Genomic DNA, 23,143 nt, shown 5'->3' with positions numbered 1-23,143 from the left:
GACTAATGCTATCTAGTAACTTACTAGTTCGACAGCGTTACCTCTACCTCTTTCGGTTTATCGGCGCCTTCTGAAATTACTTCCAGTGTGACAGTCTCTCCGAATTCATGTGAACGAGTAGCTGCAATCAAGGTGTCAGAGTCATCTACCTGTCGATCATTCAGTCTGGTGACAACATCTCCCACCTCCAGCCCAGCCTGATCAGCCGGACTGCCCGGTTCCACGCCAAGCACCAAAGCGCCATTCACCGGGTTACGCGCATCCACCTGCACACCAAGCAGTGGGTGACGCGCTTCGCCTGTCTCAATGAGCTGCCGGGCAACCCTCATCACAAAATTAGATGGAATAGCGAACCCTAGGCCAATGGAGCCGGCTTGGTCCTTCCCGGCTGAAAGTGAAGCGATCATTGAATTCATGCCGATCAAGTTGCCGTTCATGTCCACCAAGGGGCCACCAGAGTTTCCCGGGTTAATCGCAGCGTCGGTTTGAATTCCGTCAATCAGCGACGACTCCCCTCCTTGCTGCGAAGCGCGCACTGGGCGGTCTACTGCTGAGACAATCCCCGATGTCACTGTCGAGCTCAGACCCAACGGCGAGCCAATAGCGACAATTTCTTGCCCCACACGAATATCATCCGAGTCACCAAACCCGATCGTCGGTAGGTCATGAGCATCGCGAATCTTAATCACAGCAATATCTGTAGCTGCATCGGAAGCAACGAAATCCGCGGCATGCCGAGTACCATCACTCATTGTGACTTGAATCTGGCCATTCTGCCCATTCGCAACAACATGATGGTTGGTCAATACGTATCCGTCCGAGGAAATAATAGATCCAGAGCCGTCGGCAACCTGTCGTTGATCAGCGACGCGGATGGAAACCACAGTGGGAACAACTTTGTCTGCTACCTGCTCCACGGATCCTTCGACAGCAGGCTGGGCGTTGTTCGACACCGGTTGACTCAAATTCTCAGACACTGACGTGGCTGGTTGGTTAGATGACGTCGAGTTAGACGACGTCACAACCCCCGTGATAACTCCAGTGCTGATAGAGCCAACCAACATTAAAGCCAATGCAGGCACGAGTCCAATAGTGCGCTTTGGTTTTTGCACGGGATCCGCTTGATGCGCATGTACCGGCGCAATATGCTGGTCCTGAGTTTGTACGGTTTGTACGGACTGTGGGGATCGTTGCGCATTCACGCCTGGGCGGTCGAATTGCAACGTTTCCTCATTGGCACTGTGAGGTTCGGAGGCATCTCCTGGGCCCCAGAAATTATTGGGCTGCTGATGCGACTTATTCCATGAAGAATACGGAGATGAAGCTGAGTGATGCGGGGAAGATGATTCGTTAGCGCCAGGCTCACCGTGCCGGCCGAAGGATCCGTGTTTATTCATGGAGTTCATTATGAATGCTCTGACTGTCTTATCGCTGTACGGGCTATTTTGAAACTCTGCAGGATTTATAAAAATTTGCTTCTGCCGTATTTCCTGCTATTCAGCGTAGCAGCTTTCTCCAGGGAGACTCACAGGAGTTCTACAGATAGAGAAAACCCCAGCGTCCACCCTGCTAGAGCAGGGGAAACCTGGGGTTAAGCATCAGCCACAGCTAAGAACTTGTACTGCCTGAAAGCTGCGGGCTACTTCGAAAGAATTCTGTACTGAATCTACGCTTAGAATTCTTCGACGTCTACAAGACCAAGCTGAGCGGCCTTAACCAGACGACGTGGGATACGAACGGTCTGGCCGTCGATCTTAACTTCCTGGAGGGCGACATTGTCGGCCTTCCACTGAGAACGGCGCATGCGGGTGTTCGCACGGGACTTCTTAAACTTAGGAACTGCCATTTTCTTCTACCCTCCTTTGTTAGTTTTTCTTGCGACGGCGCGCCATAGCACCGAAACGGTTTTGGAAACGCTCCACACGACCGGCGGTGTCCATGACACGCTGTGCACCAGTCCAGAACGGATGCGACTCAGAAGTAACATCCACAACGATTAGTGGATATTCCTTACCTTCGTATTCCGTGGTGCGGTCAGAGGTTGCGGTGGACTGAGTCAAGAACTGAGTGCCGGTACCGGCATCCTGGAATACCACTGGGTGATAATCCGGGTGAATATCTTTTTTCATCTGTCGATTCCCTAAGGTTTGTAACTGGGCCGGTTCTTCGGGCCACTGCTTACGGCGACGTTCCCCACTGCATGACAGAGGTCAGTCACACCACGCAGTGCAAAACACCGAAGATCGCACCCAGGTTGGGTTCGATTACGGACAACTCTGAACATCTTACAGCCATAAGCGAATTATGAAAAACTATCCACTACACTTGGTTTTTCCGCCTGCAAGGTGTAACGTTTTTGAGTGCTGTTGTCGAAATGTTCGCAAACGCCCCGTCAACTGGTCATATACAACACCGTGGATTCTTACCCTCACACCCTCACATTTCAAGGATCCAGATGCAGTGTTGTCGCAATCAGTCACGATGTGGGCGGCTAGGAGAAAGATTACCCATGTCGGCTATTTGCCAGGTAACGGGACGCAAGCCAGAATTTGGCAAGCAAGTCTCGCACTCGCACCGCCGCACGTCGCGTCGTTGGAACCCCAACGTGCAGCGTCGGCGTTACTTCCTGCCTTCTGAAGGCCGGACCATCACGTTGACCGTGTCCACCAAAGGAATCAAGATCATCGACCGCGATGGCATTGAATCTGTAGTGGCGAAGATTCGCGCCCGGGGAGAGAAGGTATAACGATGGCCCGTAATGACATTCGTCCAATCACCAAGCTGAAGTCCACCGCGGGCACTGGCTACACTTACGTGACGCGTAAGAACAAGCGCAACAACCCGGATCGCATCAGCTTGAAGAAATACGATCCGATTGCCCGTAAGCACGTCGAATTCCGCGAGGAGCGATAGAAATGGCTAAAAAGTCAAAGATCGCCAAGAATGAGCAGCGCAAGGAAATCGTTGCCCGCTATGCGGAGCGTCGCGCTGAACTCAAGGCAATCATCAAAGACCAAACCAAGTCCGAAGAAGAGCGCTTGGATGCCCAGTTCGAGTTGAACCGGCAACCACGCGACGCTTCACCGGTGCGCGTTCGTAACCGTGACTCTCACGACGGTCGCCCTCGTGGCTACCTGCGTAAGTTCGGTTTGTCCCGTGTCCGTATGCGTCAGATGGCCCACAACGGTGAGCTTCCTGGCGTTCGTAAGTCCAGCTGGTAAAGGGAGGACACCACCATGGCTTCGAAGCGCAATAATCAAAAGAAGTTCCGTATGGAACAGTCCCGTCGTCCTAAGAAGAACCCTCTGAAGGCACGCGGCATCTCTCAGGTAGATTACAAGGACACTGAAACCTTGCGCCTGTTTATCTCGGATCGCCACAAGATCCGTTCCCGTCGCGTTACCGGCTTGACCCCACAGCAGCAGCGTCAGGTTGCTACTGCGATCAAGAACGCACGCGAGATGGCACTCCTGCCGTTCACTACCCGCTAAAGACGGGCTAGAACAAGGCAACAACAGCAGCCATCAGTTCTACTTCCCCGGTTTCACATCAACAAGTACGTGGAACCGGGGTTTTGCTATCTTAAATACCATAGGACGGTCTGACTCCATCTTTTGTGTAATCTTGAGGATTATTGCCCGGCAACGTTTTCAAAGCCTGAGAAAGGCGCATGGTCAAGAAACAAGGTTGAGCACAACACAGGGAGGTTTCGAATGACAGGAACCGTCGGTCGTCCGCGCAAAAACCGACCACGTAGACGCGGTGCAAACGCGCGCGAAGAAATCTTGGATGCTTCTGCGGAACTATTTACGACGCAGGGATTCGCGATGACCTCGACTCATCAAATCGCTGAAGCTGTCGGGATCCGCCAAGCTTCGCTGTATTATCACTTTCCATCAAAAGCTGAAATCTTCCTGAATTTACTGAATTCAACCATTGAGCCTTCACTGAAGCTCGCGCAGTTCTTATCGACGTCTGATAACCCGGTGGAATTACGTATTTGGGCTTTGGTTGCCGCTGAATCCCGAATTTTGCTTTCCGGCCGTTGGAATGTTGGGCGACTTTACCAATTGCCTGTCGCTAACTCTCCAGAATTTGCCGATTATCATCGGAGGAAAGCACGGCTTGCCGAATATTTCCGCCAGTCCGCGTCCGAGATCGTCGGCCAAGACCTCCGCGCAGACTTGCCCTTCCATCTAGCCCTTTCCACAATCGAAATGCGCCCGAATGATGGCATCGCTCCACAGCCATTGCAAAGCGACAAACTACCGGAAGTTGCCATCATGCTCGCTGACGCTGCCCTTTCTGTGCTCGGAGCACCACTGCCCACTGATCGTGAACAACGCACCTTGGATCTTCTCGTTCCCAGTGAAGAAACATAACGAGCTTCCTGCTTCTGTTATGCCGACGATGAATTCAAACCTGGCCGTTGGGCGGTTACGCAAGTAGGAATACTGGCATCTAAGCTTCTTATAGCACCAAAGAAAAGAGCTGAGAGGATAAATCGTGCGTATAGCCGTTCTTGTTAAGGAAGTTCCCGACACGAGCAAACGTCGGGAACTCGATTTAGAAACTGGACTAATCCGACGTCACGATGGCGCAGACAACGTCGAAATGGTTCTCGATGAAAGTAGTCAACGCGCGGTAGAAGCAGCACTGCGGATTAGAGAATCAAACTCTGATCAGCTCGACGAGAGCATCACCATCGACGCTATATCGATGGCCCCCGAAGCCGCACTAGACTCAATTCGCCGGGCTCTTTCTATGGGTGCTGATGAAGCTGTTCTTGTTCATGACAAAACCTTAGTGGGTGCTGATTTAACAACGACCGCGGAGGTACTCGCCGCAGCCCTTCGGAAGCGAAAATACGACCTAATTATTTGTGGTAATGAATCAAGCGATGGCGCTTCCGGTGCTCTGCCCGCTATGATCGCTGAGCACCTGAAGCTGGCAGTACTCAGCCATTTAACATCGATTCAGCTTGCACAGTCTGCACCGGACGGTGACCTCAGTATTAGCGCATCCCGCCGCACTGAGTCTGCAGTGCAATCCTTGGAAGTAGCATGCCCAGCTGTGGTTTCCGTCTCTGACGCTTTCCCGGACCCACGCTTTCCTAATTTCAAAGGCATTATGGCCGGCAAGAAGAAACCAATTACTCAATTCAGTCTCGAAGATTTAAGCGTCGACGCTGAGGATTTCTCGCATCCGAAAGCAATTATGACAGCTGTCGCCCCAAAACCGCCTAGGCAGCCGGGTAGCAAGGTTCACGACGACGGTGATGCTGCTGCGAAGATTCTTGAATACCTCGAGCGCAACAAGCTTATTTAGGAGCCCCTATGACCTACCCGGAAAACAGCGTCCTCGTTGTCGGCCACGCATCTGCCAACGGAGATCTCCCCGATTCCATTACTGAATTGTGTGGTGCCGCCAGCCTTATCGGGACACCAGTGGTTCTGCTCATTTGTCCTTCGGAGATCAACGAGACAACTACCCAGGACCTGGCACAGGCTGGCGCAGAACACGTAGCGGTCGCGGTACAGGATTATTCCGAACTTGGTTCTTCTATCGACGCCTTAGAAAAGGCATTTTCTGAGTTTTCACCAGTCGCGACCATATGTAGTGCCGATACTGAAGGCAGCGATCTAGCCGGACGAGCCGCAGTTCGTCTACACCGCGCTCTCCTTAGCGATGCGATCGGCATCGCTAAGGACGACGAGGGCATCATTGCCTACCACTCTGTGCTTGGCGGCAGTTTTCAAGTGACGTCTGCGGCAACTTTTAAGTCACCAGTCATTACCCTCCGCCCAGGATGCGTTGAACATCGGGCCGCCCCTGGAGCAGGCAATATAATAAACCTCGCGGTAATCAACTCAACACCAACTTCGACCATCCACGAAACAACTCCGATAGAGCGCTCTGCCCACCGTCCTGCATTGCGTAGCGCAAAAACCGTGGTTGCCGGTGGTCGCGCTTTCGATTCAAAGGAGAGCTTCCAGATTGTAGAAGATCTTGCCGACGCATTCGGTGGTTCTGTGGGGGCTTCGCGTGCTGCTGTTGATGCTGGCTGCGCTGATCGTGCGTCCCAGGTAGGCCAAGCTGGTGCCACTATCCAACCTGAGCTTTATTTCGCCCTAGGAATTTCTGGGGCACCTCATCACATAACGGGTATGCAATCTTCCAAACACATCATTGCGGTCAATAACGATGAAGAAGCTCCGATCTTTGACATTGCCGACTTTGGCGTCGTGGGAGATGTCTACCAGGTTGTTCCTGAGCTCACGAGCTTGCTTGCGCAGCGAAAGGGATAATGCATGAACTCGCAACCAAATCTTCGTCGGGGTCTGCCGCGCGTCAGCGGTGGACAGCCATGGCCTCCGCAAGAACAAAACAATGAGCAACAGCTCTCAAGTACACGCTTACGCCAGGGACTTCCCCGGACGCCCGGTGGATCCCCTTGGCCCCCTGTCGACTACGCTGCAGCGGCAGCCCCAACGTCGCCGTCACAGCCGGGGAAAGAGCCAGAGCCTTCCGCCCAGCACGCAGCACCACCAAACGATAATAAGCTCACCCCAACAACCGGTGTTACTGCAGCACAGCGCTTTCAACAGCGTAGGAAGAACAATAAACAACAGACTGCTGCGCAGAATCAAAAGTCGCCCCAGACCAATGCTGGACAGGCGACAAATGCGCAGTCTCAACCAAGCCCCCAGCAACCGCAAGAACAACATCCCTCTACACCAGCTGCCACTCCTGCGCGGCAAAACTCCCAGAAAGAATCTGTTTTTGCGCGTCAATATGGGGCCTTCAGTCTCCGACAATGGCTCGGAGGCGGCTTAGTTGGACTTGGCAGTATCTTTTTAGTGGCCGCGCTCGTCGTTATGGGCACGCGCTGGTTTCTGAATACCGAAACCGGCGCAGACTTCATCGCGACCTACGACGGCCATCCAGAATTCCCCGAAAGCAGCCCAGAAGGAATCCCCACGTGGTTGGCATGGCAGCATTTCTTGAATTTTTTCTTCATGGCGTTAATCGTTAAGACTGGTTTTGCGATTCGGTACGAACGCAAAGCACCGGCATATTGGGCTCCGAAGAAAAACCCTGGACAGAAAATCAGCCTGACTATCTGGACTCACCTGATTCTGGATCTGTTGTGGGTTATCAACGGTGGAATCTTTTTTATCTTGTTATTTGCAACCGGCCAATGGGTACGCATCGTGCCCACCAGCCTAGATATCTTCCCGCATGCAGTATCCGCTGGCCTGCAATATGCGTCTTTAGACTGGCCAACCGAAAATGGCTGGGTACATTACAACGGTCTGCAATTGCTCATGTATTTCTTCACCGTTTTCATCGTGGCTCCGGCCGCAATAGCCACCGGGCTACGGATGTCTCATCTGTGGCCCGGTAATCCTGTGCTGGCCAAGATCTACCCGGTCAGTATCGCACGCAAAATGCACATCCCCATCGCGCTATATTTCTTAGTTTTCACCGTGATTCACGTGCTCATGGTCTTCGCAACCGGTGCACTGCGCAATCTCAACCACATGTGGGCCGCACAAGGCGACCCAGACCCTACAGCGTATGCAGGCAACTGGACCGGCTTTATTTTCTTTGTCATCGGACTAGTGGTCACGGCTGCCACGGTGGTTTTTGCTCGTCCGATGGTACTGGCTCCATTCGCGCGACTTTTCGGCAAGGTCACAGCCCGTTAGGAGAATCATTATGTCCAGCTCGCAAGCACGGAAAACGCAAGCGGCTCCAGCGCCGACCGGTTGCGACAACGCGCAAAGGTCGTCGCCACGATTGCTCAAGATCACAATGCCCGATGATTCGGTCTCGCAGGCCCGCATTTTCGAGCCGGACAACGGCCCAACCCGAGAAACCAAACCATATCGCACGAAACAAAAACTGTCGCCACACTCCGCGACAGGTGATGGTGACAAACCATTAGTCGTCATCTGGCCTGGTTTTGGCATGGGTGCACGGTATTTCGATCCTATGGGGCACGAACTAGCCCGTCGCGGGTATCTTGTTGCTGGCGGTGAATTACGCGGGCAAGGTAGCTCAACAGCAAAAGCCACGCGCAAGCACACCTGGGGGTATCACCATTTGGCATCTCAGGATTTTCCGATCACGATCAAAGCCGTGAAGAAAGACCTCGGACTAGCTAATAACTACCCTACAGTGTTCCTCTGCCACTCTTTAGGAGGACAGATTGCCCCCTTGTTTTTCACTCGTAAAGAAGCCCTAGAGCTCAACGTACAAGGATTCCTGGCAGTCGGAACTGGAAGCCCGTACTACCCGGGATATTCGGGGCTCGTTCGACGCAAATTACGAATCGGTACCATTATCATTCAAGCGATCGTCACCATTTTCGGCTATCAACCCGCCGGAAAGCTGGACCTGACCGGATATGGTCGCCAGGCAAAACACGTGATGCTGGAATGGATCAGGTTTTCACGCTCTAACCAACAGCGTGGTTTACTCGGTGAGGATCGTGACTATGACGATGCTAAAAACGGAGTAACAATCCCAGTGTTACTCACGCGTTTCCACACCGACCAAGATTGCACGCGCAAAGCAGCTGAGCATCTCGCGGCCGGTTTGCCTAACGCCGACGTAACTATCGAGGAATATCCAAAGCGGCTCGGCCACAACAGGTGGGCACGTGAGCCGCAGATAATCGCGGAGCGTTTGGAAAAGTTTGTTGGCACGTTGTCTTCGCCGTAAAACATCAGGCAATAACTAGTTGCGCCATTCCCCCCACAACCGGTGGTGTCCGGCTGCACCTTGCAAACTGCCAATTACACCCCAGTAGGCGAGCCCGTTCATAAGCTAGGAACGGGCTCGCCATGGAAGACACGGTCTCTTTAGTGGAAGAAGTGGCGGGTTCCGGTGAAGTACAGTGCTACGCCTGCCTTTTCTGCAGCTGCGATTACTTCTTCGTCGCGGATCGAGCCGCCTGGAGACACCACGGCTTTTACTCCTGCATCCAACAGAACTTCTAAGCCATCAGCAAACGGGAAGAATGCGTCCGAGGCAGCAACCGAACCATTGGCACGCTGTTCATCGTCGCCAAGAGTGTTGGCGCGTTCAACAGCCAAACGTGCCGAATCTACTCGGTTAACCTGTCCCATGCCCACACCGACAGTAGCGGATTCACGGGAAAGCACAATCGCATTTGATTTCACCGAGCGTACAGCGCGCCATGCAAATTCTAGATCCGCTAGTACTTCATCATCGACTGCTGCACCAGCAACCAACTTCCAGTTTTCTGCTTGATCGCCATCGGCCTGGTAACGGTCAGGTTCTTGGAACAATACACCACCGGAAATCACCTTGGAATCCCAAGATCCAGCATTGTCCGCAGACAGTTGCTGCTCCCCTGAAGCATCTGATGCTGTTTGCTGGGAATCATCCACCAACGAAGCATCTTCAACCTGCAGGATACGGATATTCTTCTTCCCCTGCAGTACCTCGACAGCTCCGTCTTCGTATCCCGGAGCCAGGATTACCTCGGTGAAGACCTCAGCAACCTGGTGCGCCATCTCGACACTGACCGGACGGTTGGTCGCAATTACACCGCCAAAAGCGGAAACTGGGTCGCAAGCATGGGCTCTGCTGTGTGCCTGGGCAATCGATTCGTCAGATACAGCAATTCCACATGGGTTGGCGTGTTTGATAATCGCTACACAGGCACGCTGGTGATCGTGCGCGGCGCGCCAAGCAGCTTCGGCATCCTGATAATTGTTGAAGCTCATTTCTTTACCATGCAGCTGTTTTGCATTGGCAACACCTCCGGCGCCTGGGATGCGCTCCAAATAAGCAGCCTGGTGTGGGTTCTCGCCATAGCGCAACTGTGTAGTTGGAACATCTTGGGCCAGTTCAGACTCTGATTTTTCTTCAGCTTCAGCAACCAGCTCGGCAAGCATCCATGACGACACCGCCAAATCGTATTTCGACGTATGCGTAAATGCCTCCAACGCGAGCTGACGGCGTTCTTCCAAGCTAAATCCAGCACCAGCGGCAGCTCGTTGCACCACGTCATAATTAGCGGGATCGACGACTACGGCAACTGAATCATGGTTTTTCGCTGCAGCACGCACCATCGCTGGGCCACCGATATCAATCTTCTCAATGCATTCCTGCACATTTGCGCCCGAAGCCACAGTTTCTTCAAATGGGTACAGGTTGACGACCACCAGGTCGAATGGAGCAATACCAAGCTCATTTAGCTGGTCGCGATGTTTTTGTTTCGTGCGATCCGCCAAAATTCCACCATGCACGCGCGGGTGCAAGGTTTTCACACGGCCGTCAAAGCACTCCGGAAATTCAGTCACGTTCTCTACCGGGGTAACCTCGACACCAGCATCAGCAATCACTTTGGCAGTCGAGCCCGTCGATACAATCTCTACCCCAGCTTTAGCAAGACCACGTGCTAAATCTTCCAAACCGGTTTTGTCATAAACGCTGATTAATGCGCGAGTGATCTTCGTCTGCTGTGTTCCAGAACCTTGGGTGTTTTCTACGGTCATAGTAGTACCTGCATCCTTAACGGTTGTGATGTGATGAGCTGTGAAGTGTTGGCCATAATCTAGATTAGCCATCGTTTGGTGTTTGCCTAGGGGGTGTATGGCACTTCCCCGGCAGAGACTGCGAAGCCCCTTAGCTAATTATGGTGAAAAACTACTTTCTTGGAATCTTGCTCGACTTCGGCCGACTGCAAGAGAGCGACCAATAGTTCTCGCTCATTTTTTTTAATCCGCTCATGTAATTCATCTTCTCGTTCTCCAAGCTGAATGTCTATCGCGCGTTGAGCGATGATGGGGCCGGTATCTACGCCCTCGTCTACATAATGCACTGTAGAGCCGGTAACTTTCACTCCATAGTCCAGAGCATCGCGCACTGCATGTGCGCCAGGAAACGACGGCAAAAGAGCCGGATGCGTATTAATGAGACGACCTCGAAATTTCTGGACGAAGCTCGGTCCCAGGATTTTCATGAAGCCAGCAGAAACAATCAGGTCTGGCGTACCCACGGATTTAGTTAGCTGCTCGTCCCAGTGGGAGCGGTCGTGCTGCATCGGCACAACAGCAGTTTCCACCCCGGCGGCCCGTGCACGATCTAAAGCCGGGCATTCGCGGTCGGAAACAACTAGTACAACAGCATAATTTTCATCTTGGTTATCAAGGAGAGCTTGTAATAGCGTCCCGCTCCCCGAAACCAAGGCAGTCAGTCGCAGTGGTGTATTCACATCTCACTAGACTACTCGGTACGCTCACTGTCGTCATGTCTATGCTCTTGCTCATTGCCATTTTCTCTGCCATTTTCATCCTGAGCATCCGCGCTACCTTTAGACGTTTCCACAGAATCTTCTTCGATCTCTTCCTCTGCATCAGCTTGTTCAGATTCATCAACTTGTTCAGATTCAGCAGCCACGTCGGATGCCGCATCGGTTTCTTGTGAGTCTTCAGTTTCGTGGCTCTCAAGCTCCGAAGCCTGCCCCTCCGGTTTCTGCACTTCGGGTTTCTGCGGTTCCGGAGAGCCTAGCTCTTGTTCCTCGCCATCCACAGCCAATTCATCAACAACGGCAGGTTTCGCGTTGTACCTCCTCGCAAACACCAACTGCATGAGTGTGACTGCCAAAGCAATGCCACCAACCCAAATCAGTGCCAAACTGGCAGTCCACAGTACCGGTAAACCCGTATTGCTATAAGCACCAACCTGGCCTCCAGAAAGATAGGCAGCAACCGCTGTCAAGACCCACGCTGTAAAACCTGCGCTTAGCGTCATCACAGGGCTGGGGCGCATCCGCAGCATCACCACGATGATCACAGCGACAGGTATAAATAAGCCAATCCACGCCCAGCTTGCCGACGTAGGTGGCACCATTCCCATGACTGGCAGTGGCGGCAACGGCACCAGGTGCGTTTCAAACAAAGAAACGCTTCCTGCACCAAACTGATATTCCGATCCCAGCAAAACTCCACCGACACCAACAATGATATTGGGGATATACGCCAAGGAAAGCATGACCAGCGCCAGCCTCCCGCTACCACTAGCTTGTGGATACGCTGCCATAACTTCGGCCTGCCGCCCCCAGCCGACGACGAGGAAAATAACTGCAACGATTACCGCTGCGAGGCACAGCCACAACAACGTTTTTGCACCGATGACAACGCCTTCGAGGATTGATTGTGGAATGCCATAGCGTCGTGCCAGTGCCCGCCAAGCTTTCGGTCCGAGCCCGAAGACAAACGCAAGTAGATGCACTAGTGCTACTGAGAACATCACAGAACCAATTGGAGGAACGGTAACTGGATAGACAGTTTGGGCATCGGCGAGCATCAATAAGGCAACCACTGTGAACAACAGCGGCGTTACCAAGCTCCATACAAAGATCATCAGCAAATCAATAATGCTGAAACGCTTGCGGACGCTTACGCGAACCTGCCGAGCACTGAGGGCAAACGTAATAAGCGCCGGCAACAGCGGAACGGATGCTAGGACAACGCCGTCTCCGGCCACTGGCGCGGCGTGAAACACTAACCAAGCAGTTGCGGTAATTGTTGGCAATAGCGCGATTGACTGCGAGGTGCTCAGCAAAGCGCCAACTGCAATAGCAACAATCGACAAAATAACCACCAGGTGCGGGATAGCTAAAGTTAAGCCGACCTTGCGGATCCGCCGCCCCATCGTTAGTTGGGCTGCAGCAGGCGCTCTCTTAGCCTCCTGCCGCGCCTGACTCGATGTTTTATCGGCGCTTTTGGCGACGCTAACGCGCTGCCCCCGCGTCATACCTCGCGCAGAAGCAACTCTGCCACGTCGGGCATTAGCGGGCAGGGAAACGTTCGGCGCTGTGCGCGGGCGACGTTGCGGGCGGCGCGCAGCACGGGAATGCGGGCTCGAATTGCTATTCATCGCTTACTACTTTGCCATGAGCCGCAAACAACGCCATTGCGGCACGTCGCTACTGTCGGATCTAAAGGCACAACGGCAAGGCACAATGGCACGCCGATATTCGAATAAATACTGCAGTAAATTGCGGTTAGGAGAGTTTTCACAAGCAGCTCAATTGCCCACAACAACCACACTAACCTCAAATTTTGTGAGCTACCACACCCATGTAAGGGCTAGACTGGCCAAAGCCTAAAGTTTTTCTGGAATAGAGTTGATCGATTGCGCCCGAGACATTATTGTTACATTCGTTAGATAACAGACAGGTTACAATTCAACGTCTCGTTTGCTGGCCAGCATGTTGCCCTGGAAACGACGCACCGAATTACTTGAGAATTGCTGCAACAGGAACGGAAACCATTGATGCAAAGTTCTTCCACTCGATCCCGTGGGGGCCGCCACCGCAAGGTCAACGCGTCACAGACCGCTAAGGGACGCATCGCCCTGGTAACGGTGGCAGCAGGAACCGTGTCCTCCGCAGGCATCGGTGGCGCTACAGCCGCTCAACTCAATGCCGCTGAGGTGACGGAACAAGAATCAGCCGTCAACACCACGGATGTCGATTATACCCTGGCTAATGACGCCGACGCGCTGTTACCTTCCTCGGCTGTAGCTCCACAAATCCTGGAAATCAACGAATTCCGCCCCGTATCAAACCTGGCTGAACAGTTAGACAAGGCAGTTGCTCACTCCACGGAACGCATCGCCGCTGACCTGAGCTCTCGCCTGCCTAGCATCGTCAAGCCAGCAGAAGGCGTATTCACCTCAGGCTTCGGCCCTCGGTGGGGGTCATTCCATAACGGCATCGACATCGCAAACGTCAACGGCACACCCATCCTGGCAATCATGGACGGTATCGTTCTAGACTCCGGCCCTGCTTCCGGTTACGGCAACTGGATCCGGATCCAGCATGAAGACGGCACCATCTCACTGTACGGCCACATGGACACCCTGGACGTTACAGTCGGACAACAGGTGCACGCTGGTCAACGTATCGCGGGCATGGGAAACCAAGGCTTTTCCACCGGCACTCACCTACACTTCGAAGTACACCCAGGTGGTGGCGGACCAGTTGACCCAGCCGCTTGGCTGGCAGAACGTGGCATTTCCGTCTAAACCCAAATCATCCAGGAACCACTGCCGCTTTTATAACTTCATCTCCCGCTTACACCCAGCTTGCCTGTTTTTATTTCCGCAAGGGTGTAAGCGGTTTTTTGTTTTCGCCATCATACCCACACCCAAAACACCCCCGTACACTACCCCCGAAATCTAACCACCTAAGCAACAATTACACCACCATTCACATCAGCAACACGCCCTGTGAGCTGGCAGCTTAAATATTTTCGAACAAATCTACCCATTAACCTGCGCTTATGACATTGCCATCACAAATAAATAACGGTAGCTTTAACGATGTTCTGAAATCGTCGATTGCGGGCGCAAACATCACACGTTTCACCGCATCCGGCGTTTTTAGCCCTTGTAAGACTGCACGATTAGACAGGACCTTGTATGAAGCCTTCTCACCGCTTTCGACGGCTCACTGTAGGGATGAGTGCCGCCGGCCTCGCGGTCGCTGTGAGCACCACTGGATTCAACCCAGTCGCTCACGCAAAACCGGCCTTGACTGCGACTGTCAATCCTGAAAGTTCACAAGCCCCCGCCATCAACGGTTATGACTTAGACGCACTAGTACGCATTGCAGAAGGTTTGGCAGGGACGGTAGAACAGCTCAACAAGAACGGCGGCACTCCGTCTATTCAATCCAGCAGCGATGCTTTTGAAATCATCATCGACCCGCTAACATCCCCAGACGCGAATCCGGCTGAAGCTGCTGCGAAACTTACTCCTTCCGCCACCTACATGACGGCGGACAAAGGAAGCACTGCCGACGGTCGCACCGTGGTATTTCCGACCGAGGGCATATTCACCTCACCATACGGCATGCGCTGGGGACGGATGCACCAAGGCATCGATATCGGGAACGGAATTGGCACCCCCATTTACTCGATCATGGACGGCACTGTTATCAGCGCCGGCCCAGCGCAAGGCTATGGCAAGTGGGTGCGCGTACAACACGCTAACGGAGAAATTTCCGTCTACGGTCACGTTCATTCCTATAGCGTCAGCGTCGGAGACAAAGTCAAAGCCGGCGATCAAATCGCCACCATGGGTAACGAAGGTCATTCCACCGGCCCTCACTTACATTTCGAAATCCGCCCCGATGGCGCTACTCCGGTCGATCCAGTGCCATGGTTTGCCAACCAGGGCATCACGGTGCGTGGCGCTAAGTAACTCCCTTAAAGTTTCTCCATTGGCGGGGCACCCACCAACATCAAGCGAATAGTGCCCGAAGAACCAAAATCGATCGTTACGGTGGCTCGCGCTCCCTGGCCGTCCGCAGCAATCACGGTACCCAGTCCATATTTGGCGTGATTGACTTTGTCGCCGACGGCCAGGTCCAGTTTTGCGCCCCCGGGCTTCTTTTCAGGTATGGCAGATTGATTCCGTTGCGAAGGGGAAGACGCAGCGGATCCACGCATCCGGCGGGAACGACGGGCCCCATAGGAAATATCTGACCACGCATCATCGTTTCCACCGCTAAAGCCTGTAGTACCGTATCCACCACCCCACCCGGAGCCAAAGCCAGGACTAGGTTCCTCACGTTTCCACGTGATAACTTCCGACGGAATTTCTGCCAAAAAACGACTCGCGGGGTTTTCAACAGGTCGGCCCCAAGCAGACCGCATCATTGCGCGCGTTAAATACAATTTCTTACGGGCCCGTGTGATACCGACATATGCCAGGCGGCGTTCCTCAGACAATTCATGCGGATCCCCAAGCGCACGCAGATGTGGGAACTGCCCGTCCTCCCAGCCACTGACAAACACTACTGGAAATTCCAGCCCTTTAGCGGTGTGCAGTGTCATGAGCGTGACCACACCATGTTCGTGGTCTGGTATTTGATCAGCATCTGCCACCAGCGATACCTTCTCCAAAAAGGCTGAAAGGGAACCCGCTGGTGCTTCACCCTCGATAGCAACTACATCAATCTCGCTATCTTCTAGTCCCGCCGCGTTGACTGCATCAGAAGAAAACTCACGCGCTACCGAAACTAATTCGTTGAGGTTATCGAGCCGGGTGCCATCCTGTGGATCATTAGACGCTTCTAATTCGGCTTTGTAGCCGGTGATATCCAAGATCCGGCCGATCAACTCGCCCAATTGCGGCTGTCCAGTAACTTCGTTGCTCAGCGACGGAATTTCCTCACGCACAGTGGCCATCATTTCCACAAACCCTCGCAGTGAATTGCGTGCGCGCGCACTCAACCCTGAGATTTCGCCGGCAGCTGCCGCCTGCACGGCTTTACCGAAGCTAATATTGTAATTTTCCGCATGCAAAGCAACCTGGCCTTGGGCTTTTTCACCAATACCACGCTTGGGAGTATTGATAATGCGACGCAAGCTAACGGTATCGTCAGGGTTTTCAAGTACACGAAGGTAAGCCACAACATCGCGGATTTCTTTGCGCTCATAGAATTTGGTTCCCCCCACGACTTTGTATGGAATCCCCGAGCGAACAAAGATATCTTCTAACGCACGTGAAGCATTATTCGTCCGGTACATCACGGAAATATCGTTGTAGCTGTAGCCTTGATCGCTCAATTCATCGATCTCTGCAGCTATAAACCGTGCCTCGTCGTGCTCATTATCTGCGACGTAACCGATGATATTGTCGCCCGCACCTTGATCAGTCCACAGCTTTTTCTCGCGACGTCCCGCATTATTGGTTATCACCGCGTTGGCTGCAGTCAGGATATTTTGCGTAGAACGGTAGTTTTGTTCCAGCAAAATTGCTCTCGCCTGCGGGTAGTCGCGTTCAAATTCTTCGATGTTTCGGATGGTGGCACCACGGAAAGCATAAATGGATTGATCCGAGTCGCCGACTACGCACAACTCGGGTGCGCTGATTTGTTCTGGCCCCGGCCGGGCACCGTTTCCCTTGCCGACGAGAGCTGCCACCAGCGCATACTGTGCGTGGTTGGTGTCCTGGTATTCGTCAATAAGCACGTGCCGGAAACGCCTGCGATAGTATTCAGCTACTTGCTCGTGTTGCTGGAAAATCCTTACGACTTCTGCGATCAAATCATCAAAATCTACCGCGTTAGCTGCGCGAAGGCGTCGTTGATACTCGGCATAAACTTCTGCGACGGTCGTGTCAAAAGGGTTTTTCGTTGTTGCTGCCGCCGCGGCGGCCTCAGCAGGGTCTTGCAACTCGTTTTTGAGGTTCGAGATGGCATTTGCCAAAACCCGCCCAGTGAATTTTTTCAGATCCAGGTTCATTTCCTTGGCGATCATAGAGAGCAACCGGCGAGCATCATCACCGTCATAGATACTGAAATTCGTGTTCAAGCCGTCGATAAGCTGGGCATGTTGGCGCAAAATCCGCACGCATGTTGAGTGAAAAGTTGCGACCCACATACGGTCAGCAACCGGACCGACGAGGTTGCCAACACGCTCACGCATCTCCCGGGCGGCTTTGTTCGTGAACGTAATAGCCAAAATCTGGTGTGGCCCCACGCCACGCTGCTGCATAAGGTAAGCAATACGCCGGGTCAATACCGCGGTTTTCCCGGAACCAGCACCAGCAACAATCAACAGAGGACTTCCAGAATGCTCAACTGCTTCGCGTTGTTGCGCATTAAGCCCGGAGACCAATTGCTCACCCGACTGCTGGATCGGCTGTAGCGGTGAGCCAGAAAACCATGGCTCGGGGTTGTGTGCAGGTGAGTTCTGGGACTCTCTGTCATGTGGGCGAGGGTGAAACGGCGATGAATTCATAATGCTTCCAAACTACTATTTCGCAAAGTTTTTCACCGTCTAGTGCGAAGTTGTAACTACGACCACAGTAGAATGAAACACATGGATATGGATGCTGTGGCTGCAAACTTCCCCGTGCGCACACCTACCGGGACGGACGATCCACTCTCCGACAAGGAAATTGCGGCTTACCGGGAAGAAATCGACAAGATGAATGACATTATCTTGTCCGCGATAAAACGGCGCACGGAAGTTTCGCAAGCGATTGGCAAAACCCGCATGAGTTCCGGGGGTACCCGCCTGGTACATACACGCGAAGTGGCAATCATCAATTATTTTCGCGACGAATTGGGCAATGAAGGCGCCGATATCGCCAATGCTCTGCTGCGCTTGGGGCGTGGCCACCTGGGCTAGCCCACCCGACAATTGCCTAAGGTCCGCCACCGAAAACAGACCAAGCGGTGCATCACACGTATTTCACAGACATTAGTATGCCGTGGAAACCGCAACTTAAACTATTTTTATTCACCTATGGAGCATTCATTTCCTGACACAAATCCAATACCATCACCCCACCTAAAACCCCAATTCCGTCAGGCTTGCGACAGGCCACGCCAAAAACATAGACAGCTTAGTCTAAAGATTGCAGACCAAGAGTGCTACTCTGACGTTAGTTCACAGGTGATCAACAGAAATGCTTATCGCCACTCAACAAGGAGGTTTCTCATGTCTGATCTCACCCCAAACCACAAGGCCGGCGAGCCACTGGCGCCTATCGATGGAGAATCCCTCCAGGCGATGGCCAATAAAAACACCGAAAACCCAGAAGGTGGCAAAAAGGTCATCCGCACCCACACTGAAGCAGATGGTCAGTTCCGCAATTACACCCAGGTACGCGATCTGAAACCAACCTTGGTTTCCGAGCCACCCAAACTGCTCGGCGATGATTCCGCACCAAACCCAACCGAAATTGCGCAGGCAGGTCTAGCAGCTTGCATCTCCGTAGGTATCCAGGCGGTTGCAACCCACCGTGGGATCACATTGACCAAGATCAACATCGACATCGAGTCTGACATCGACATCTCCCCAACTTGGGGCGTTTCTCCTCGCGAAGACGCCCGCCCGGGTGTCTCTGACGTACGCGTGAAGGTAGACGTCGACGGTGATGCCGACCGTGAAACCATCGAAAAAGTGGTTGCCGATGCTATTCAGTGGTCACCAGTGGTGAACACCTACACCCGGCCAGCCAAGCTAACTCACGAGCTCGTATAGGCCGCACACCAGCCCGCTCCCACCAATGCGATTGGAGCTTAGGATCACTAAGCTCCAATCGCGCAATGAAGGCGACTTTCATGACTACTGCAAACAGCATTGAACTAGCTCCTTTAGAGCTTGACGAAAAGATCCGCGCAACGCTGCAGGAAAACGCACCCGCCGTCGATAAGGGTGAAAAGCCAGCGCGCTACGGCCTAGAGCTGTTGGCTCAACATGGCCTACTCAACATCAACAAACTGGTGTCCGCCGTCCGTCTGGTCCGTGGATTAGCACGTGAGGATCTTTCTGTCGCATTTAGCACCTGGGCAGACCTTATGGTCTTGACCTACCTGAAAGCCGCTGACAGCCAGCACCCACAGCTAATCGAAGCCATCCAAAACGGCACCCGACCAGGCGTCACGGGCATGGCTTCCGTATTTAAGTTCGCTGCTGGTGCAGGGGATCTCGATTTGCAAGCCAAGGCTGTCGACGGCGGGTATCGCGTATCCGGCAAATTGAAATGGGCTTCAAACTTGGCTGAGGATTCTGTCATAGTATCTGGCGCCCACTCTGATCGGGGCGGGCAACTTTTATTCGTTGTTGACGGCAATGCCTCCGGCCTCACGCTTGGCACCCCATTCGGGTTGCTAGGTTTGAATGCCACCGCGTCTGCATGGGTGGAATTTAATGAAGTCTTCGTCCCAGAAGAAAATATTTTAACCACCAACTTCAAAGAATATCTGCCGAAGGTTCGCCCAACATTTCTGCTGCTACAAACTTCGGAATGCTTAGGCGTGGCAGAATCTGCAATCGCTGCAGCTAGCGGCAAGACTGTCGGAATCAATGAGGTATTCGCCGATGACGTCGCGAAGACCTACGAGAAAATCACCGAATTAATTAACACCCAAGAGTCCCTAGCGGAAAAATCTGCTAACGGACAACAAGTGGCATTCTCCGACCTATTGCGCCTACGGTTGGGGGCAGCAGAGGCTGCTGTAGAGGCCGCCAATCTAGAGATTCGGGTAGCTGGTGGCGCAGGCTATGCACAATCATCGCCAGCCTCACGCCGTTATCGTGAGGCCACGTTCATTCCTGTGCAGTCGCCTTCCGAAGGCCAGCTGAAATGGCAATTGGCACGCGAGGAAAACTAAGCAGTGACAGATTCGAACAATTCGACCGCTGGTTTCAGTCTGAAAGACAAGTTGCGTGGCGCATCGGGCGCCTTCCCGAAAGGCACCACAGTGGTAACGACGTTGCATGAGGGAGCAGATGCGGGAATGACGGTATCTGCTTTTTCTTCGCTATCCCTAGACCCGCCGCTGGTCATGCTATCAGTGGGCAACCATTCTTCCTCTCTGCCAAAACTCAAAGTAGGCAACCCAGTTGCAATTTCCGTTCTGGCACAAGGTCAAGCACCGCTGGCTCAACAATTTGCGAGAAAAGGAATCGACCGCTTCGCTGGGGTGAAAACCCACCGGACTACACTCGATGTTCCAGTAATTTCTGGCGCTGCATCCTGGTTTTCGGGCACGATTCAGTCCAAGACCCCCGCTGGGGACCACACCATCGTGATCGTAACAGTAGAAGAATGCGATTCCGACGCATCGGTAGCCCCGCTGCTCTACCAAGGCGGAGAGTTCCACTGCTGGCCAGAGGTCGGCTGGCGCCCGTCTTCAATTTAACAAGCCTGAGAAACCTACCAGCCCAAGATTCTCAGGTCCACAAAACCCGCAAACACCTTAAGGTGTTTGCGGGTTTTCGTATTTCCAGACGACGGTCTTCCTAGCACGCAGGCCTCAACGCGGGCTAGCAGTTGCATAAACCAGGTTACTCCGAATGTTTTGCGCTCTTTTTGGGCGTGTCGAAACATCCTTAACAATCGCAACACTTGTAACTTCAGTAGCATGAACTAAATTGCATTAATCTTACCGCGCCCGGAAATGCATTAACCCTCATTTATAGATATAAGGAGTCCATCATGAGGATGCGTAGACGCCTATCTCCTTCTCGCCCCCGCTGGCTCACACCAACGATCGCGCTAACCAGCACTTCCGCCCTCGTAGCGGCTGCTGCATTCGGCGGCAACCACGTGCTAAATACACAAAGCGCCGGTGAACAACCGATCGAAGCCACCCTGAAAACCACAAGTTTTTCCAGTGGCACCACGACCGTCGTGGACGATCCCGCGATTGCTACTCAAGGAGCTCACGACCACGGCCACGGTCATGATCATGGTCACCAGCACGGCAGCCCCGCAGAAGGCGAATCACGCGCCGTGCAAGAATTTACGCAAGAAGAAGAATTTGATTCCTTTGCGCTGACTTGGAAAGGCAACCGTGACGTTCTCGCATTCTTCCGCGCACAAGCAGCCGATGGCTCTTGGGGCCCATGGCTAGAAACCCACCCGCTTCCCAACCCCGATGAGGCCACGCAACAAGGCACCGAGTTGATCTATGTTGCTCCAACCAACAAGGTGCAGGTTTCTCTGGCTGGAGTGGACCTTTATGGTGCCGAAGCCCACGATAACCACAGCGCCCATGATGGTCATGCTGACCATGATGATCACAGTGTCCATGATGATCATGCTGACTCCGACGATCATGCCCCAGAGCTAGCCCCACAGATCAGGACCCCCAAAGCTGGCTTAGAAACCTCCGAAGGCATAATCCAACCAGTAACTGATTCTGTGGACCTCACGCACACTGATAACGCTGTCGGTGTCGCACCATTACCAAAAGCTGAAGAGCTCAACGCCGTTTTCGTCAATGGCCAAGAAGGTGCAACCCCGGCCGGTATTCAGCCGACCGCAAACCTTGCCGTTGGCCTGCCCAGTGTGGTCACCCGTCAGGCATGGGGCGCCAACGAATCTTTCCGCGGCAACTGTGGGCCAACCGGTATGGATTACAAAGCCATGACACTGCACCACACCGCAGGGATTAACAATTACACCAGAGAATCCGCTGCGGCACAGGTCCGTGGCGCATACCAGTACCACACACAATCTTTGGGCTGGTGCGATATCGGCTACCACGCACTCGTCGACAAGTTCGGCACCATCTATGAAGGCCGCCGCGATGGCTTGAACGCTGGAGTACTCGGCGCCCATGCAGGTGGGTACAACACCGGAACCTTTGGGATCGCATTGATTGGCAACCACCAAATCGCGCCAGTTCCGCAGCCGACAATCGACTCCGTCGGCCAAATCGCTGGCTGGCGCGCAGCACAATCTGGCTTCGACCCGTCCGGTACCGTATCGCTGACCTCCGAAGGTAGCCAATACGCTCGCTACCCTGCTGGCGACACTCGGACGTTCAACCGTTTCCATGGCCACCGCGATGTCGTCAACACCGAGTGCCCCGGCGATGAAGCTGTCAAACAGTGGGCGTCGATCCGCGCCGCAACCAACCAGGCCTATAGCCGAGTTTCCAGCATGATCGCGGGAAATCCAGGTGGCACACCGAGCCAGCCGGGCAACCAACCGCAAGGCAACCAACCGCAAAGCACACCTCCGCAACGTCCGTCGTCGCCAAATGGCAATGGTGGCCAGGATCTCGCTAAGCTCGCTGCCACTGCAATTGGTGTGATCGCCCCAATAGTTATGACTTTGCTGAAAAACTCTCAAACCAGCAGCCTGCCCGGTGATGCAAATAACCTGGCACAACTCCAAGTACTGCCTGGGCTCAATCTCGGTGATATTCCCGGTCTGGTCGGGCGCGTAGTGAAGTTGAGCGGCGATTCCAACATTGAGCAGACATGGGCACGCATTAACGCCCTATTGGGACCCGTCTTGGGTACACCGATCACTGGCATTGGCACTGCTGGTGCAAACACCGGCTTAGGCGCAGACGTTGACTTCGCTGTCTTCGACAACGGCGTGATCGTCGATTCCGAAGAAACCGGAACCCAAGCACTTTGGGGAGAAATCGCACGCGCCTGGGCAAACGGGGCGGTCAACACGCTGGGCTTGCCGACGAGCACTCCAGAAAACTATGACGGCACCACCCCAATCCGTGTGAAATTCCAGCACGGATCCATCACCTATGACCCAAATACTGGCCAGATTGATATCGCAGAAGAACCTGCTGATTCGCACAACCACTAGTCCGCACCAG

23 protein-coding genes are annotated in these 23,143 nt (G+C 53.5%); 16 read left to right on the top strand and 7 right to left on the bottom strand.

Annotated elements, in window-relative coordinates:
- Positions 1-23 precede the first annotated feature (23 nt).
- From O146_RS10940 to O146_RS0103295, 3 genes are all read right to left on the bottom strand, one after another.
- Positions 24-1,397 (bottom strand): S1C family serine protease, encoded by a 1,374-nt coding sequence (locus O146_RS10940; protein ID WP_081820571.1) that lies wholly within the window; start codon positions 1,395-1,397, stop codon positions 24-26.
- A 275-nt stretch (positions 1,398-1,672) separates the two neighbouring features.
- Entirely contained in the window at positions 1,673-1,846 is a 174-nt protein-coding gene (gene rpmF / locus O146_RS0103300; RefSeq protein WP_018121217.1) for a 50S ribosomal protein L32, read from the bottom strand.
- A gap of 19 nt (positions 1,847-1,865) precedes the next feature.
- Positions 1,866-2,129 (bottom strand): type B 50S ribosomal protein L31, encoded by a 264-nt coding sequence (locus O146_RS0103295; protein ID WP_023019772.1) that lies wholly within the window; start codon positions 2,127-2,129, stop codon positions 1,866-1,868.
- A 380-nt stretch (positions 2,130-2,509) separates the two neighbouring features.
- Between O146_RS0103295 and rpmB the strand changes: the two genes are divergently transcribed.
- The 9 genes from rpmB to O146_RS10935 all read left to right on the top strand — a co-directional run bounded on the left by rpmB (position 2,510) and on the right by O146_RS10935 (position 8,730).
- Positions 2,510-2,746, top strand: a complete 237-nt coding sequence (rpmB, locus tag O146_RS0103290) for a 50S ribosomal protein L28 (RefSeq protein WP_018121215.1) — start codon at positions 2,510-2,512, stop codon at positions 2,744-2,746.
- 2 nt (positions 2,747-2,748) lie between these two features.
- On the top strand, positions 2,749-2,913 hold the full coding sequence (gene rpmG, locus O146_RS0103285) for a 50S ribosomal protein L33 (protein ID WP_018121214.1): 165 nt from the start codon (positions 2,749-2,751) through the stop codon (positions 2,911-2,913).
- 2 nt (positions 2,914-2,915) lie between these two features.
- The gene (gene rpsN, locus O146_RS0103280) at positions 2,916-3,221 is read left to right on the top strand and encodes a 30S ribosomal protein S14 (RefSeq protein WP_018121213.1); all 306 of its coding nucleotides are present in this window, start codon (positions 2,916-2,918) and stop codon (positions 3,219-3,221) included.
- 15 nt (positions 3,222-3,236) lie between these two features.
- Positions 3,237-3,491 carry a 30S ribosomal protein S18 gene (rpsR, locus tag O146_RS0103275; protein ID WP_021352148.1) on the top strand — a complete coding sequence of 85 codons (255 nt, stop codon included), beginning with the start codon at positions 3,237-3,239 and terminating at the stop codon, positions 3,489-3,491.
- A gap of 222 nt (positions 3,492-3,713) precedes the next feature.
- Positions 3,714-4,382 (top strand): TetR/AcrR family transcriptional regulator, encoded by a 669-nt coding sequence (locus O146_RS0103270; RefSeq protein ID WP_021352149.1) that lies wholly within the window; start codon positions 3,714-3,716, stop codon positions 4,380-4,382.
- 124 nt (positions 4,383-4,506) lie between these two features.
- Positions 4,507-5,328, top strand: coding sequence for an electron transfer flavoprotein subunit beta/FixA family protein (locus tag O146_RS0103265; RefSeq protein WP_023019774.1), 822 nt, complete (start codon positions 4,507-4,509; stop codon positions 5,326-5,328).
- A gap of 8 nt (positions 5,329-5,336) precedes the next feature.
- Positions 5,337-6,308: an electron transfer flavoprotein subunit alpha/FixB family protein gene (locus tag O146_RS0103260; protein ID WP_023019775.1), complete on the top strand. Its 972-nt coding sequence runs from the start codon at positions 5,337-5,339 to the stop codon at positions 6,306-6,308.
- Between the two features lie 3 nt (positions 6,309-6,311).
- On the top strand, positions 6,312-7,712 hold the full coding sequence (locus O146_RS12375; protein WP_081820553.1) for a cytochrome b/b6 domain-containing protein: 1,401 nt from the start codon (positions 6,312-6,314) through the stop codon (positions 7,710-7,712).
- A 10-nt stretch (positions 7,713-7,722) separates the two neighbouring features.
- Positions 7,723-8,730 carry an alpha/beta fold hydrolase gene (locus O146_RS10935; protein ID WP_244266801.1) on the top strand — a complete coding sequence of 336 codons (1,008 nt, stop codon included), beginning with the start codon at positions 7,723-7,725 and terminating at the stop codon, positions 8,728-8,730.
- Between the two features lie 140 nt (positions 8,731-8,870).
- On the opposite strand, the gene purH is transcribed toward O146_RS10935, so the two are convergent.
- The 3 genes from purH to O146_RS0103235 form a co-directional block, all read right to left on the bottom strand.
- Positions 8,871-10,535, bottom strand: a complete 1,665-nt coding sequence (purH, locus tag O146_RS0103245; RefSeq protein ID WP_035000524.1) for a bifunctional phosphoribosylaminoimidazolecarboxamide formyltransferase/IMP cyclohydrolase — start codon at positions 10,533-10,535, stop codon at positions 8,871-8,873.
- Positions 10,536-10,669: 134 nt separating this feature from the next.
- Positions 10,670-11,254 (bottom strand): phosphoribosylglycinamide formyltransferase, encoded by a 585-nt coding sequence (gene purN, locus O146_RS0103240; protein ID WP_027017642.1) that lies wholly within the window; start codon positions 11,252-11,254, stop codon positions 10,670-10,672.
- An 11-nt stretch (positions 11,255-11,265) separates the two neighbouring features.
- Positions 11,266-12,921 carry a cell division protein PerM gene (locus O146_RS0103235; RefSeq protein ID WP_155896221.1) on the bottom strand — a complete coding sequence of 552 codons (1,656 nt, stop codon included), beginning with the start codon at positions 12,919-12,921 and terminating at the stop codon, positions 11,266-11,268.
- Positions 12,922-13,320: 399 nt separating this feature from the next.
- On the opposite strand from O146_RS0103235, the gene O146_RS0103230 reads away from it, so the two are divergent.
- Together O146_RS0103230 and O146_RS0103225 are read left to right on the top strand one after the other, a co-directional pair.
- Positions 13,321-14,073 carry a M23 family metallopeptidase gene (locus O146_RS0103230; protein WP_023019782.1) on the top strand — a complete coding sequence of 251 codons (753 nt, stop codon included), beginning with the start codon at positions 13,321-13,323 and terminating at the stop codon, positions 14,071-14,073.
- Between the two features lie 396 nt (positions 14,074-14,469).
- The gene (locus O146_RS0103225) at positions 14,470-15,252 is read left to right on the top strand and encodes a M23 family metallopeptidase (protein ID WP_023019783.1); all 783 of its coding nucleotides are present in this window, start codon (positions 14,470-14,472) and stop codon (positions 15,250-15,252) included.
- A 5-nt stretch (positions 15,253-15,257) separates the two neighbouring features.
- Here the strand turns inward: O146_RS0103225 and O146_RS0103220 are convergent, their stop codons facing one another.
- Positions 15,258-17,801, bottom strand: coding sequence for a UvrD-helicase domain-containing protein (locus O146_RS0103220; RefSeq protein ID WP_375543255.1), 2,544 nt, complete (start codon positions 17,799-17,801; stop codon positions 15,258-15,260).
- A 78-nt stretch (positions 17,802-17,879) separates the two neighbouring features.
- On the opposite strand from O146_RS0103220, the gene O146_RS0103215 reads away from it, so the two are divergent.
- From O146_RS0103215 to O146_RS0103195, 5 genes are all read left to right on the top strand, one after another.
- Entirely contained in the window at positions 17,880-18,191 is a 312-nt protein-coding gene (locus O146_RS0103215) for a chorismate mutase (RefSeq protein WP_021352160.1), read from the top strand.
- A gap of 312 nt (positions 18,192-18,503) precedes the next feature.
- Positions 18,504-19,049, top strand: coding sequence for an OsmC family protein (locus tag O146_RS0103210; protein WP_023019784.1), 546 nt, complete (start codon positions 18,504-18,506; stop codon positions 19,047-19,049).
- Between the two features lie 80 nt (positions 19,050-19,129).
- Positions 19,130-20,182, top strand: coding sequence for an acyl-CoA dehydrogenase family protein (locus O146_RS0103205; protein ID WP_027017638.1), 1,053 nt, complete (start codon positions 19,130-19,132; stop codon positions 20,180-20,182).
- 3 nt (positions 20,183-20,185) lie between these two features.
- Complete coding sequence (locus tag O146_RS0103200; protein ID WP_027017637.1) at positions 20,186-20,713, top strand: flavin reductase family protein; 528 nt, start codon at positions 20,186-20,188, stop codon at positions 20,711-20,713.
- 296 nt (positions 20,714-21,009) lie between these two features.
- Positions 21,010-23,133 (top strand): N-acetylmuramoyl-L-alanine amidase, encoded by a 2,124-nt coding sequence (locus O146_RS0103195; RefSeq protein WP_027017636.1) that lies wholly within the window; start codon positions 21,010-21,012, stop codon positions 23,131-23,133.
- Positions 23,134-23,143 lie beyond the last annotated feature (10 nt).

This window comes from Corynebacterium pseudodiphtheriticum DSM 44287 (genome assembly GCF_000688415.1).
Taxonomy (GTDB): Bacteria; Actinomycetota; Actinomycetes; order Mycobacteriales; family Mycobacteriaceae; genus Corynebacterium; species Corynebacterium pseudodiphtheriticum.
Note: the sequence above shows the minus strand (reverse complement) of the source record. Positions and strands in the feature narration are given on the sequence as shown.